A 14011-nucleotide genomic window follows, 5' to 3' on the forward strand; every position below is an offset into this window, starting at 1 on the left:
TCACAGAAATCCTCTTGAAAAATCAATGAATAAAACCTAGTCTGAGCGCATTAGACTAGGTTTTTTCTTATGCGCATCATTCAACGAATACATCACAAGCTCAATTGGTCACGTCGTCGCTATGTGGGTGTGGTCATTGGTTTATTGGTTTTAGGTTATTTGGCATCGGCAACCTATCATACGTTAAAGCCACTCCCAGAAGGGTTGAACTACACGGGAAAACTTCGCCATGCTGAAGTGAACTTTTTAGTGGATGAAACCTATATCGATGCGCAAGGAAAGCAGCAACAGGAACATCGCATTTTTAAAGAAATGCTGAAAATGATCGAAGAAGCACAGTCGACCATTGTGTTGGATATGTTTCTCTTTAATCCGCAAGTTGGTGACTCTCAATTAAAACATGAACAATTAACACAGGAGTTGACCGATGCACTGATTTTGAAGCGTCGACTATCTCCTCAAGTGGAAATTTTTGTGATTACTGACCCGGTCAATTCGGTCTATGGCGGCATTCAACCCGAGCATTATCGTCAATTACGACAAGGGGGCATTGAGTTGATGGAAACCAATTTGGTACCGCTTCGTGCTTCCAATCCTGCATGGTCAGGCTTTTGGTATATCTGCTGTCAAGATATTGGCAATAATCCTGAACAAGGCTGGTTACCGAATCCATTGGGAACCGAGAAAGTGACGATTCGAAGTTATATGGATCTGTTTAACTTTAAAGCGAATCACCGAAAAACTTTGGTGGTAGATACCATCGATGGCTGGAAAGGTCTTGTGACCTCAATGAACCCGCACGATGGAAGTTCACGACATTCGAATGTTGCTCTGACTATGAAGGGAATGACTGCAGTTGACCTATTAAAAACTGAGCAAGCAGTCGGCATGATGTCGAAAGGCAATATACCTTTTGTGGTGATTAAAGATGTTGAAGCTGCGAAAACTGAGCCTCAAGTACAGGTGCTGACTGAAAAAGCCATTTATGATGGCGTATTAGATATGATTAATACGGCACAAAAAGCGGGTACAGAAATTGATATTGCGATGTTCTACTTGTCAGAACGTAGAATTATCAAAGCACTCATAGCTGCGCATGAACGTGGCGTGAAAGTTCGTGTATTACTCGATCCGAATAAAGATGCTTTTGGTCGAACCAAAAATGGTATTCCAAACCGTCCTGTTGCTTCAGAACTACATAATGCCGGTATTGATGTACGTTGGTGTAATACCCAAGGTGAGCAGTGCCATAGCAAGATGATTTTAAAACGTACTGCTTATCAAGCCGATATGATTTTAGGTTCTGCCAATTTCACGGCGCGTAACTTGAAAAATTATAATTTAGAAACTGATTTACGCGTGATCGGTCTGAAAAATGCTCAAGTTTTTAAAGATGCATCACAGTACTTTAATACCGCTTGGTCAAATCTGGATGGTAAACAAATGAGTGTCGATTATAGTAAATATGCGGATGAATCGACCTTGAAATATGTGTTGTATCGCTTTATGGAATGGAGCGGAATATCTACTTTTTAGAATTGTCTTAATCTCCCAAATCCCTCTTTTGAAAAGAGGGACTTTCCTCCCTTTTTTAAAGGGAGGTTAGGAGGAATTTAATCAGTTTTAATTCTTCGGTACAGGATTCGGCGGAACGATTTGATCTAAATCTTTATCTGACATTTGATCCAATTCTTTAATATCTGTTTTGATTTTCCATTTATCGGCATCATCTACTGGTTGTGGCAAACGAGCTTCTAACCAGTCACAGATGACATCTGGTGGAAAATCGGCGTGGTTACATTGAATCACCCAAGACAAGAATTGTTTTGCTTCGCCATTCATATATGGTGGCGGAGAAACCGGTAAAAATTGAGTCGGTAAGCGTTCATTTTTAGAAATATAGTTCAATACATGGCCCAATTCTTGAACAGTTTGCCATGCTAAAGGGTGATCTACATTAATTTGAAATTTAAACCACCAAGCAGTTTTACCATCGGTGCCGTAGGAGTCGATTAAGGCTTCTTGGATACTTGGTACTTTCGAAAAAAATTGATGAAGTCGGTCAAAACTTAATTCAGACACAGCATTTGATCCACTACGAAATAAAATCAATCTTAGCATAATCCAATCAAAAACAGGCTAGCCTGAAGGTGCGATCAGCTTGGTCGGAAAATTAACAAATTCTTGCACTTGATGGATTTTTATTCATTTTTTCTCCTACAATGGAATTTATACTGAGCGTATAAACCGTCGAGGAGAGCTTAAGTGAAAACCACATTATTCTATGCGATTGCAGGTGTGATGCTGATCAGTGCTTCGGCCAGTACTTTTGCGGAAAACAAATGGGCAAACTACCAAGGTGTGGATACATCAAAACCACAACACCGCCCACCGTCGATGAATCGGCCTGGCTATCCGCAGCATGCGCCGAATTATCCTCAACATTATCCTCATTATCCAAGTCGCCCGCCGGTTTATCCGCAATATCCAAATCGACCTTATCCGCAGTATCCACAAAGTGGCATTAGTATTCAATACAATGCGCCGACCACGATTACTCAAAATTCGCAGAGCTATAGTTGGGTTAATGGCGATCCTGCCAGCGCTAATATTTCGAGTTCGACCTATACCTTTATTAGTGATTGGCAGCGTTTAGGTTTACCTGCACCCCCAAGTGGCATGTACTGGATTTTTGAAAATGGTCGCTATGTGCTGGTGCCTAATCGATAAGGTTTATAACCTCTCCCTTGCGTAGCAGTGCTACTCATCTCCTAAAAGGAGAGGGAACGATTTAGTGTTTAAGCCAATTCATCATCTTGTGGGCGAGGGGTTTTTCCTTCAGGCAGTGGCTTTTCGGAATGCTTGTCTCGAATAACCGAAGGGTAAGTCCAAGAGGCATAGCGCACAATCAAAATGGCCACAGCAAGAATGAGGATCGAACCTGTGGTAATGACCAAGCCCATATCTGCTTTATGGTCATGTTGAATATCCGCAATGAGCAAGCGGGTTAGGGCAGTAATGGCAATATAAATTAAAAAGCGTACAGGCATATGGTTGGTCTTGAAGTAAATTCCGACCATGGCCCCCAGTTCAAGATAGATAAATAACAGCAAAATATCATCAATTGTGGCGAACTGTTTAATCGTAATAATTTCAAAAATAGTATGGCCTGCAGACCAAATGATCATACAGCCAATCACAAATAAAGCGATGTAGTGGAAACCTTCCACTGCAAGATTGCCAAAACGGTCGAGGAGGGCTTCGATTTTTTCTACTTTGGGATCACGGTGTGTCATATATATTCCTCCTGTGTAAATTGCGTGAATATTCAATGAAGAACAAGTCATTAAGTACCAAGCAAATTTCATGCACATGAAGCGAATATGACAAAAATATTTTTTAGGTTCAATAAAGGTTTTAATGTTAAGTTTGAGCTTAAATTTTGTCCTATAAGAATGAAGCGACGATGTATCAACCAACGCATTTTAAACATGATGAACTGCCTGATCTGATTGATCTTATGCGTAAGTATGCTTTGGCGACAGTAATACTGACTGCACCCAATGGTGAGTTGGAAGTGAATCATTTACCACTAGAATAATATGACGCTGAGTCAGGCGAATTGGGCATATTGCGCGGTCATATTGCCAAGGCCAATCCAATGTTTGAATTGCTAAATCAGTCAGCACAAACCTATGTGATTTTTCATGCCGACGAAGCATATATTTCGCCAAGCTGGTATGAAGGAAAGCAGGAACATCATCGCGTTGTGCCGACATGGAACTATCGCGTGGTACATGTCAAAGGCACAATTCGTAAAGTTGACGATGAAAAATATTTACGAGGAGTTTTGGCTCGGCTGACTCGACAACATGAAACTAGCCAACCCGTGCCATGGAAAATGGGTGATGCACCGAATGATTTTATTGCGGAACAACTGAAAAAAATTGTAGCGATTGAAATCGAAATAGACTCAATTTTGGGTAAGTTTAAAGTGAGTCAAAATCGCAGCACTATAGATGCGATGAATGTGGCAAAAGCTTTGGAAATGTCGAATGCTGAAATGGCGGAGTCGATCAAAAAATTTTATCCCATGAAATAACAGGCTAAAGAATCATGCCCAATAGGATTGAAACGGAACGTTTATGCCTGAGAAAGTATCAGTTAGGAGATGAAATTTCATTATTTGATACATATTTTTCGAATATAGAAGCTACTCGTTATCTGCAGCGGTTGCCACATTTAACGATTCAACAGACGAAGAGTGTTTTAGAAAAGTGGGCAGATCATTGTTGGTCGATACACAATCCTGATTTTGCATGGGTGATTAGTGATAAGGATACGCATTTAGCGATGGGCTTACTGTATTTCTTCAATCAAGACAACCGTGGGGAAATACATTTTGGGTTAGGGGTGAATTTTCATGGTTGTGGTTATATGACTGAGGCTTTAATTGGGGGAATTAAGTATTTAAAGCAGAATCAGGTCACGAAGGTTGTTTCATCGTTTTGTGCTGAGGAACATCTAGCATCACAAAATGTCTTAATGAAGGCAGGATTTAAACAAGATAAAGATAAAACGCATTGGGCTACATTTCCAATGCTAGACGATCAGCTCCATTCTTGTTTTACATATCGAATGGAATTAGGAGATTGTGAATAAGTAAGTATGCTTATGATTTTTTGAAAAAGTTGCACTCAGTGTTTATGTAATAAGAGCAGTAAAATAAAAAAAAATGCCCGATAAATCGGGCATTTTTGATTTTGTACGGCTAATTAAGCTTGGTTGGTAAAGTAATCTTCAGAGAAGTTCATGATCACTTCAGAACCTGCTTTCACTTTAGCAATGCGTAAAGCCAATTCAGGCAAAATACGCTGCGTGAAGTAAAGAGTCAGTGCAAGTTTGTTTTGGTAGAACTCGCCATCTTTGTCTTTTGCTGCATCTGCAATGCGGGCAAACATATAGGCAAAGCTGAGTAGGCCTACAGCATGTAGGTAATCAACTGCTGCTGAGTTCGGGAACTCAATGTTTTCACGAGCAGCTTCAAGTACATATTGAGTCACTGCTTCAACTTCAGCTGCTGCATCTAATGTTGCATCTTTGATGTAGTTCAAGCTGGCATCTAAGTTATTGGCAAAATCGCGGATTTCTTGGATATATTCAGCAATGAATTCACCATTGCACTTAATGGTTTTACGACCAATTAAGTCTTGCGATTGAACACCGTTGGTCCCTTCGTAAATCTGTGCAATACGGAGGTCACGGATACATTGTTCCATACCCCATTCACGAATAAAGCCGTGACCACCGAAGACCATTTGGGCATCTAGCGTTGCTTGGAAAGCTGTATCAGTTAAATACGCTTTTGCAATCGGTGTTAATAGCGCAACACGGTTATTGGCTGCTTTGACTGCTTCTGGGTCAGTAGAGAACTTGGTAATGTCCAGTTGTTGACCGACATAAACCGCAAATGCACGAGACGCTTCATTGTTGGCACGTGCGTTCAGCAACATACGACGTACATCACCATGAACTAAGATGCTGTCTGCAGGTTTTGCAGGCGATTGAACGCCAGAAGCGCTGCGACCTTGTAAACGATCAGTCGCATATTGCGCTGCATTTTGATAAGCAAATTCAGAAGCACCTAGGCCTTGAATACCCATAGACAGACGTTCGTAGTTCATCATGACGAACATCGCTGCAAGGCCTTCATTTTCTTTACCAACCAGGTAGCCTTTCGCGCCATCAAAGTTCATCACACATGTTGCAGACGCTTTGATCCCCATTTTATGTTCAATAGAACCAGGGCCTACAGCATTACGCTCTCCCAATGAACCATCTGCATTCACCAAGAATTTAGGTACGATGAATAGTGAAATTCCGCGTGAGCCCGCAGGCGCATCAGGCGTTTTCGCTAAAACTAAGTGGATGATATTTTCAGAAAGGTCATGGTCACCGCCAGTGATGAAGATTTTCGTACCAGTAATGTTATAAGTACCGTCTTCATTACGTTCAGCTTTAGTTTTGATAATACCTAAATCTGTACCTGCATGCGGTTCAGTTAAGCACATCGTGCCTGACCATTCGCCTGTATACATTTTTGGCAAATAAGTTTCTTTTTGCTCTTGTGATGCATAGCTGTTTAACGCCATGCCTGCACCAACAGAAAGAAGCGGGTAGAGCATGAATGATGGGTTGGTTGCAAACAGCATTTCATCAGACAGAACAGTCAGCATTTTCGGCATGCCTTGACCGCCCCATTCTTCATCTGCGCCTAGACCAATCCAGCCGCCTTCTGCATATTGTTTAAATGCTTCTTTGAAACCAGCAGGAGTCGTGACATTGCCATTGCTATAGGTTGCGCCTTCTTCATCACCTGTGCGGTTTAAAGGATGAGTGACGTTTTGCGCAAATTTTGCCATTTCTTCAAGAATGGCTTCTGCAGTTGCAGCATCAACGTGAGCAAGATTTTCGTTGTTTTGCCAGAATTGTTCTGCTTTAAAAACATCATTTAAGATGAATTTCATATCTGCAAGCGGCGCATTATAAATTGGCATGTTCGTTCACCTGTTTATTGTTTGAATCTGTGGACTTGGGGCAATTTGTATCGACATAAAGCGTGGAGAAAATTGACCAAAGTAAAATTATGAGACTATTTATAAAGAAAAAGGACTGCCAATGCTATGACCGTCCTTTCTCTATTTCTGCACTCAAGAGTACAATTTTTTGAATATGTTTTATATATTCACATTAGAATGCAAAGTGTTCTGCATCCAATGCCATAAGAGGATCTAGGCCACCTGCAATCACTTCTACATGAGAGCGAACGCGTGGTAAGATTTTCTTGAAGTAGAAGCGAGCAGTCGTTACTTTTGCATTGTAGAAATCAACATCTGTTGTTCCTGCAGCTAAAGTTTCTTGTGCAACTAGTGCCATGCGAGCCCATAAATAAGCAAGCGTTACATAACCAGAGAAGTAGAGGTAATCGACTGCAGCAGCACCTACTTCTTCAGGGTTTTGCATTGCTTTCATACCAATCTGCATGGTTAAGTCGCCCCATTCTTTGTTTAGCGCAGCAAGCGGCTCAACAAATTCTTTCATGGCAGCGTTGTCTTTGTTAGCTTCAACAAATTTATGGATGATCTTGGTGAAGTCTTTCAACATTGCACCTTGAGTACCCAATACTTTACGACCTAACAAGTCAATTGCTTGAATTTCAGTCGTACCTTCGTACAAGCAAGAGATACGTGTATCACGTACGATTTGTTCCATACCATGTTCAGAAATGAAGCCGTGGCCACCAAATACTTGAACACCGTGTTTTGCAGATTCAGAACCTGTTTCAGTTAAGAATGCTTTAGCAATTGGTGTTAGTAGAGACAAAATGTTGTCAGAGAATTTACGTTCTTCTTCCGTTGCACCTTGTTCCACGATATCTGCATGGAAAGATAATAAGTAAACCAGAGCACGACCAGCTTCAGCAAATGATTTTTGCGTAAGCAGCATGTTGCGTACTGCAGGGTGCACGATAATTGGATCTGCTTCTTTTTCAGGTGCTTTAGGGCCTGAAAGTGAACGCATTGCCAAACGGTCTTTTGCATAAGCAAGCGCACCTTGGAAAGCACCTTCAGAAGCTGAAAGACCTTGTACAGCAGTACCGATACGTGCAGTGTTCATGAATGTGAACATGCAGTTTAGACCGCGGTTTTCAGGGCCAATCAAGAAGCCTTTTGCGTTATCAAAGTTGATGACACAAGTCGCGTTACCATGGATACCCATTTTGTGTTCAATCGAACCACAACGTACCGCATTGCGCTCACCAATTGAGCCATCAGCATTTACATTGAATTTAGGTACGATGAATAATGAAATACCTTTCGTGCCTTTTGGTGCACCTGGAAGACGAGCAAGGACGATATGGATGATATTTTCAGCCATGTCGTGTTCACCAGCAGAGATAAAGATTTTCTCGCCAGAAATTGCATAGCTACCGTCTGCTTGTGGTTCAGCTTTAGAGCGGATAATACCTAAGTCAGAACCTGCATGAGATTCTGTTAAGCACATCGTACCAGTCCATTCACCTGAAACAAGTTTAGGCAGGTAAGTGTCTTTTTGTTCTTGAGAACCGTGATGTTCTAATGTGCGGACAGCACCATGAGATAGACCAGGGTACATACCCCATGCCCAGTTCGAAGTACCCACCATTTCTGAAATGATGTTGCCTAAAGAAACCGGTAAGCCTTGACCGCCGTATTGTTCTTCAGCAGATAAAGATGGGAAACCGAGTTCGATATATTTTTGATACGCTTCTTTAAAACCAGTTGGTGTTGTTACAACGCCATCATTCCAAGTACAACCTTCACGGTCGCCGACTTGGTTAAGAGGAGAAAGTTCATTTTCACAGAAGTCAGCAGCAGCTTCTAGATATTGGTCAACCAACTCACGGCTTACGGTGTCTGAAAATGCAGGCAGTTGTGCATAGTGATCTTCTGCTTTTAAAAGTTCATGCAGAACAAATTGCATATCACGTAAGGGCGCTTTGTATTGTGGCATATCGTTTTCCTCAATACTGGTTTCTACCAGCGTTAGTAATCCTAAATAACATTTGAACGTGTCTTCAATGACACGTATTGGAATGGTTCTAATCGTGCAACATCTTCTTATTGGGTACAAGCATTTCAGGGTGATTTGTTGGTGACTGTAAAGTCAAAGAAATATCCCTTGAAAAAGCTAAGTGCATTGAGTGTAAACGCTTTTAGATGAAAATGAATGACACAAATAGTCAAAAAGCGTAAAAAGATATGTCCAATAAAAAAGGCACTCAGGGGAGTGCCTTTTTTAAGCAATGATATTGTGATCTAAGTTTGGATTATTTCACTGGTGCTGGCGTTGGGACAACAGGGGCTTTAGGTTGGAAGCGAACTTCACATTTACCATTGATCTGCTGTTCGCCAACTTTAATCGCAACCCCGCTGCCATCGGTTTTGCCTTGGCATGCTTTCATAATCGCTTGTTGTTTGGCTTGGCGTTCCGCTAAACGCTGATCAAACTGTTTAGTCAGCTCTGCACGTTTTGCATCAGTCAGTGGCTCACCGCGTTGCATCTGACTACGTATGTCGCCACGCATTGGACGATGTTCACCGCGCATTGGTTTGTGTTCACCACGTGCTTTTTTCATGTCTTGACGGTCTGCTTTGAACACCATGGTACATGTACCATCAATATTTTTATCGCCAGCTTTTACTTGAACTGTTGAACCTGTAGCCTTGCCAACGCAGGCTTTTTGCATATCAGCAAACACTTGACGTTGCTCGGCACGCATTTGTTTAAAATGTTCACGTTGCTCAGGTGACATACGACGATCTTGATCACCATGATGTTGTTTCATCATACGGCCATGATCGTTATCTTTTGGTGCGGTTGTCGATTGACAGGCAGTTAATGCACCCATGCTCAGTACGCTTGCACCGATTAAAGCAATTTTGGTCATTTGTTTCATAGTCTTTACCCCACCAGATTAGATCTTTTTCCGATGGTTAAAGATTAAATAATAAAGATGTAGAAACAATGGAGAGTTTTTTAGTTGCGTGTTCGCTACAATAATGAATATAGAAGAAAAATGAGAGTTCTCGTTTGAAAATACGTCGTATCCCGATTGCCCTACGCTTGTTTCTGACTGTGCTGTTGACGACGCTCGTCATCACAACGGTAAGTCTTGGCGTTTTGCATTGGAATATGCAGCGTAATTTCACCAAATATGTGGCCGATGTCGAGATGCAAAAGCTTGACCATGTCATTGAAAATTTAGCCGATGTGTATACGGTCTATCATGATTGGGGCAATGCGATTCAGGCACAGATTCTGCAAATTGAAGGGCAGGCAGCGCCAGATGACTATGATCGTCTCTCTCGGTGGTGGTTACGTCGTCAATATGACATTGCATTGCAGCAGCGCTATTTTCAAGATCATAGTTTGAATGCAGCATCGATGCTGGCAACACCACAGCAAACGGCAGAGCAAAAAATTGAAGAGCTGAAATGGTTGGAACAAAACTTACCATCTGAGTTCCAACCCTTTGAAGGTTTAAAATTTCCTTTAAGTACGAACCAAAATGTATTCCGTCCAAAAGAGTCGAACACAGATGAAAAAGATGCAGATCAATCCTCACAAAGTAACAGTAATAATGGTGGTAAGAAACAATTTATCCAAATGCCTGACCGCTTGGGCTTGAGTTCGCGTTTATCTTTATATGATGCACATCGCCAATTTGTTGTGGGTGAGCCGACAGATGAACAAATCTCTTATCGTCCGATTATGGTGAATAATCAAATCGTGGGATATTTGGGGCTCAAACCTGTCCTCGATCAAGATGATGCGATCAGTATTAACTTCTTTAGTAAGCAAAAACGTTATTTATTATTGGTTTATGCGCTTACGTTTATTGCAAGTTTGATTGCAGCATTGTTATTGGCAACATACTTTAAAAAACCGATTCAGCGTTTGTTAATGGGAACACGTGAATTAACCAAGGGCAATTATCAACATCAAGTTGCGGTGAACCGTAATGATGAGCTTGGTGATTTATCGAATGAATTGAATCAGTTGGCCGTAATTCTCGATCAGCATGAAACCTCACGTCGTCAATGGGTGGCCGATACTTCACATGAATTAAAAACACCTTTAGCAGTATTACAGGCACAGATTGAAGCGATGCAAGATGGCATCCGCAAACCAACGCCTGAACATTTTACTTCGATGCTGAATCAAGTGAGTAGTTTGAAAAAATTGACCAAAGATTTGGCAGATTTGGCGCAAGCTGATGCACAGCAATTAAATTGTTATCTCACTACGATTAATCCGTGGGATGTCGTTGTGCAGGAAGTTGAAAGCTTTAAGCCGAAGTTTGAGCAAGCAGATTTGAAAATTACCGCAATGGGCGAAGGGACTTCATTACAATTAGATATAGACCGTTTTAAACAGATTATGGTCAACTTATTGGGTAACAGTATTCGTTATACGGAAGCTGGTGGTGAAGTGCATGTTCATACTGAGCAAGATGAAACCCAGTGGACCGTGTATGTTGATGATAGCCCATTTGGTTTAACTGATGAACAGTTGGCACGTTTAGGTGAGCGTTTCTATCGTGTGGATGATTCACGTACGCGTGCAACTGGTGGTACAGGATTAGGATTGGCGTTATCCGTAAAAATAGCTAGAGCATTGGGTGGAGAGTTGAGTTTTGATCATTCTCCATTGGGCGGTTTGCGTTGCAAATTGACATTTCCCAAACAGATGAAATATTAAAAGGAAGCATGCATGAAACATATCATGTTGGTTGAAGATGAAGTGGAACTTGCACAGCTAGTGCGTGATTATCTAGAGGCTGCAGGCTTTGAAGTCAGCATGTTTCATGATGGTCAAGAAGCCTATGAGAGCTTCACGCAGCGTAAGCCGAGTCTAATGATTTTGGACCTAATGGTGCCACGTATGGATGGCTTAACCATTTGCCGTAAAGTCCGTGAGCAGTCTGATTTGCCGATTATTATGGTGACTGCACGCACTGAAGAAATTGACCGTGTATTGGGGCTTAATATGGGTGCTGACGATTATGTCTGCAAACCGTTTAGTCCGAAAGAATTGGTGGCACGTGTGCAAGCAGTGTTACGTCGTTTAGAACGTAAAGCAGAGCCAGAGGTGAATGATTTATTCCGTATGGACAAAGCACAGCAACGCATTTGGTATCAACAAAAAGCGTTGAGCTTAACGCCAACAGAGTTTCGTTTACTAGAGTTGTTTTTAGAGCATGTAGGGCAGGTGTATTCACGTGCGCAATTGCTTGATCATATTAACCCAGACAGTTTTGAAGTGGCTGACCGTGTGATTGACAGCCACATTAAAAACCTGCGCCGTAAAATTTCGGATGCTGCTGAAACTGGCAACCGTCATGAGTGGATTCAAGCTGTGTATGGCGTCGGCTACCGTTTTGAATATCCAGAAGATTAAAATAGATTGTAAATACTATAAGGACAGGCTTCGGCCTGTTTTTTTTGCTACGTGTATAGCTAGTTGCATTAATTTTAAATACAAGAAGAACCGAAAGCCATAAAGATATAAAATGCGAAATTTGCGCATTTAATGAAAATTGGTTATTATTGTGCTGGAATATTCACCAGTATGTTTGAGCTGGCAGAGTTCAATGTAGACATAACAATTTTTAAAAATGGAACAGCCAGAGGGCAGAACAGATGAAAAATAGCGCTTTTGTAAAAATAATAATGGTCACGGGTGTCTTGGGTTTAACGGCATGTGGGGGTAGTGATCGTGATGAGACAGGGAGTGTACCGCCAGAGCCAGTTGCCGATGCTATGGTACAAAAAAGTGTAGAAGAGCTGACTTTATTAGATGTGAATAATCTTGCTTTAAATGCTGCGTCGATTCAGATTTTAAGTGATGAAGAATGGCAAAAAGTACAAGCAGGCAGTCTGAAAATAGCAACGAATACAATTACAGCAGATGATTCTGAGCAGTTATTTCCACCGATCAATAGTTTACCGACAGCGACTCATTTTAAAGGTCAAAGTTACCTTGCGAATGCTCAAGGCATCGTTAAACTACCTAAATTGGCTGCAGGCACATATTATGTTTTGGTCACTAAAAATGGACAGTCTGTAGTTTCGGCATTCTTGATCCATCCTAAAAATACCAATAAGAGCATTGTGTTGAATGTGGTTCTCAACTGCTTAGACCAAGACTGTCAGACACTAAGTGATGCACCAGTCAATGATGCAGTGGTCGGAACATTGTCTGGTCAAGTGATTTTTAAAGGGAAACCTTTGGCGAATGCGCAAGTGTCATTGTCTGGCGGTACAGCGACCAATGGCGCATTTGTTAGTGCTTTGACTGATGCCAATGGATATTTCACGCTTTCATTTAATGTATCCAGTGCGCTGCTTGAAGCATTGAAAAATGCCACGCTCACCATTAACGGTGCAGGAATTAATACTATTACGAAAAAAGTTACGGTCATTGCTTCTTCTGCATCGGGCTATCAATTTGAAGTGCTACCTGAAACAGTGTCTGCAGATGCAGTTTGGCGTGAAACTTTTGAAGTGGACTCAGCAACCCGCAATGCATGGACAAGGTCGCAGCCAAGTGTGGCCAATGTTGATTGGCAGTTGCTAAACAAAGGTCACAACATCCGTAATAATCAAGTGAATCAGCGTGTACGCTTAGCACCAAATGACCAAAGTCAAGGCAAGGTGCCTGAGCCACTGCAAGGCAATACTGCGTATTGGTATGGTGACAAAGTAAATGGCAACTTTATTGGCGCTTTAAGTGATTCATCTATGGCTCCAGAGTTTGATGGCGGAACATCTAATACCCATAATATGGGTGAGTTAATCTCACCTGCCATTAATCTAAGCCAGTATCAAGCGCCTTTGAGTTTAAGCTTTAAAACATGGTGGGAAATTGAGTCGGTCAATCCAAATAATCAAGGGTTCGATTTGATGAATATTTTAGTTTCTACCGACGGTGGCAACAGCTTTAAGACCTTGGCTCGATTAAACCCGCTGGCAGATCCGTCCTCTGCATATGAGCGCGCGCCGATTCCATACAGTAATTTAGGCTTTAACCTCGCACCGGCTGCTGTTCAGCAAGAAGCAATTTCATTAGATGAATATGCAGGCAAGGCCAATGTTCAGCTGAAATTCCAATTCAAAACGGTCGATCAACTTTATAACGGTTTCCGCGGATGGATGATTGATGATGTGGTGATTCAGAAAAAAGCCGGAACTTTCCCATTATTTGATGGAGCGAGTTTTGATGAAAATTCAGATAGTTTCTCTCAGGACTATACTGGCGTCGCTGCAAAACAAGCGGGCGCTGTGCTGAAAAGCACGAATAGTTATGCACGTTGGGCGGATGTTCCACAGCGTAAATAACGATTTACATGGTGGCGCAGTATGAATGGTTAGAATAGGTTTAGGTGTACTGCATTCGCGATCAATCA

Annotated in this window: 11 protein-coding genes and 1 pseudogene; 7 read left to right on the forward strand and 5 right to left on the reverse strand. The window is 41.7% G+C overall.

Features of this window, described 5'->3' with window-relative positions; all coding sequences use genetic code 11:
* Window positions 1-69: 69 nt before the first annotated feature.
* On the forward strand, window positions 70-1536 hold the full coding sequence (locus FTU13_RS14005; protein ID WP_180128607.1) for a phospholipase D family protein: 1467 nt from the start codon (window positions 70-72) through the stop codon (window positions 1534-1536).
* An 87-nt stretch (window positions 1537-1623) separates the two neighbouring features.
* Here the strand turns inward: FTU13_RS14005 and FTU13_RS14010 are convergent, their stop codons facing one another.
* A complete protein-coding gene (locus FTU13_RS14010; protein WP_180022420.1) occupies window positions 1624-2082 on the reverse strand; it encodes a hypothetical protein in 459 nt (152 codons plus the stop codon).
* Between the two features lie 183 nt (window positions 2083-2265).
* Here FTU13_RS14010 and FTU13_RS14015 point away from each other — a divergent pair, with 183 nt between their 5' ends.
* Window positions 2266-2730, forward strand: coding sequence for an RcnB family protein (locus FTU13_RS14015; RefSeq protein ID WP_373423913.1), 465 nt, complete (start codon window positions 2266-2268; stop codon window positions 2728-2730).
* 68 nt (window positions 2731-2798) lie between these two features.
* Here FTU13_RS14015 and FTU13_RS14020 read toward each other — a convergent pair whose 3' ends face one another.
* Window positions 2799-3296 carry a phosphate-starvation-inducible protein PsiE gene (locus tag FTU13_RS14020; protein WP_180128606.1) on the reverse strand — a complete coding sequence of 166 codons (498 nt, stop codon included), beginning with the start codon at window positions 3294-3296 and terminating at the stop codon, window positions 2799-2801.
* Between the two features lie 170 nt (window positions 3297-3466).
* Between FTU13_RS14020 and FTU13_RS14025 the strand changes: the two are divergent.
* Window positions 3467-4102, forward strand: a pseudogene (locus tag FTU13_RS14025) (FMN-binding negative transcriptional regulator).
* A gap of 14 nt (window positions 4103-4116) precedes the next feature.
* On the forward strand, window positions 4117-4662 hold the full coding sequence (locus FTU13_RS14030; protein ID WP_180128605.1) for a GNAT family N-acetyltransferase: 546 nt from the start codon (window positions 4117-4119) through the stop codon (window positions 4660-4662).
* A gap of 113 nt (window positions 4663-4775) precedes the next feature.
* Here FTU13_RS14030 and FTU13_RS14035 read toward each other — a convergent pair whose 3' ends face one another.
* The 3 genes from FTU13_RS14035 to FTU13_RS14045 form a co-directional block, all read right to left on the reverse strand.
* Window positions 4776-6557, reverse strand: a complete 1782-nt coding sequence (locus FTU13_RS14035) for an acyl-CoA dehydrogenase C-terminal domain-containing protein (RefSeq protein WP_078194153.1) — start codon at window positions 6555-6557, stop codon at window positions 4776-4778.
* A gap of 193 nt (window positions 6558-6750) precedes the next feature.
* On the reverse strand, window positions 6751-8553 hold the full coding sequence (locus FTU13_RS14040; protein ID WP_078194152.1) for an acyl-CoA dehydrogenase C-terminal domain-containing protein: 1803 nt from the start codon (window positions 8551-8553) through the stop codon (window positions 6751-6753).
* Window positions 8554-8869: 316 nt separating this feature from the next.
* Window positions 8870-9499, reverse strand: a complete 630-nt coding sequence (locus FTU13_RS14045) for a hypothetical protein (protein ID WP_180128603.1) — start codon at window positions 9497-9499, stop codon at window positions 8870-8872.
* Between the two features lie 134 nt (window positions 9500-9633).
* Here FTU13_RS14045 and baeS point away from each other — a divergent pair, with 134 nt between their 5' ends.
* From baeS to FTU13_RS14060, 3 genes are all read left to right on the forward strand, one after another.
* Window positions 9634-11304 (forward strand): sensor histidine kinase efflux regulator BaeS, encoded by a 1671-nt coding sequence (baeS, locus tag FTU13_RS14050; RefSeq protein WP_180121863.1) that lies wholly within the window; start codon window positions 9634-9636, stop codon window positions 11302-11304.
* 12 nt (window positions 11305-11316) lie between these two features.
* Window positions 11317-12003 (forward strand): response regulator, encoded by a 687-nt coding sequence (locus FTU13_RS14055; RefSeq protein WP_111885370.1) that lies wholly within the window; start codon window positions 11317-11319, stop codon window positions 12001-12003.
* Between the two features lie 242 nt (window positions 12004-12245).
* Window positions 12246-13943 carry a carboxypeptidase regulatory-like domain-containing protein gene (locus tag FTU13_RS14060; protein WP_180128602.1) on the forward strand — a complete coding sequence of 566 codons (1698 nt, stop codon included), beginning with the start codon at window positions 12246-12248 and terminating at the stop codon, window positions 13941-13943.
* The last annotated feature ends 68 nt before the right edge of the window (window positions 13944-14011 follow it).

It is taken from the genome of Acinetobacter sp. YH12064, assembly GCF_013419735.1.
Taxonomy (GTDB): domain Bacteria; phylum Pseudomonadota; class Gammaproteobacteria; order Pseudomonadales; family Moraxellaceae; genus Acinetobacter; species Acinetobacter amyesii.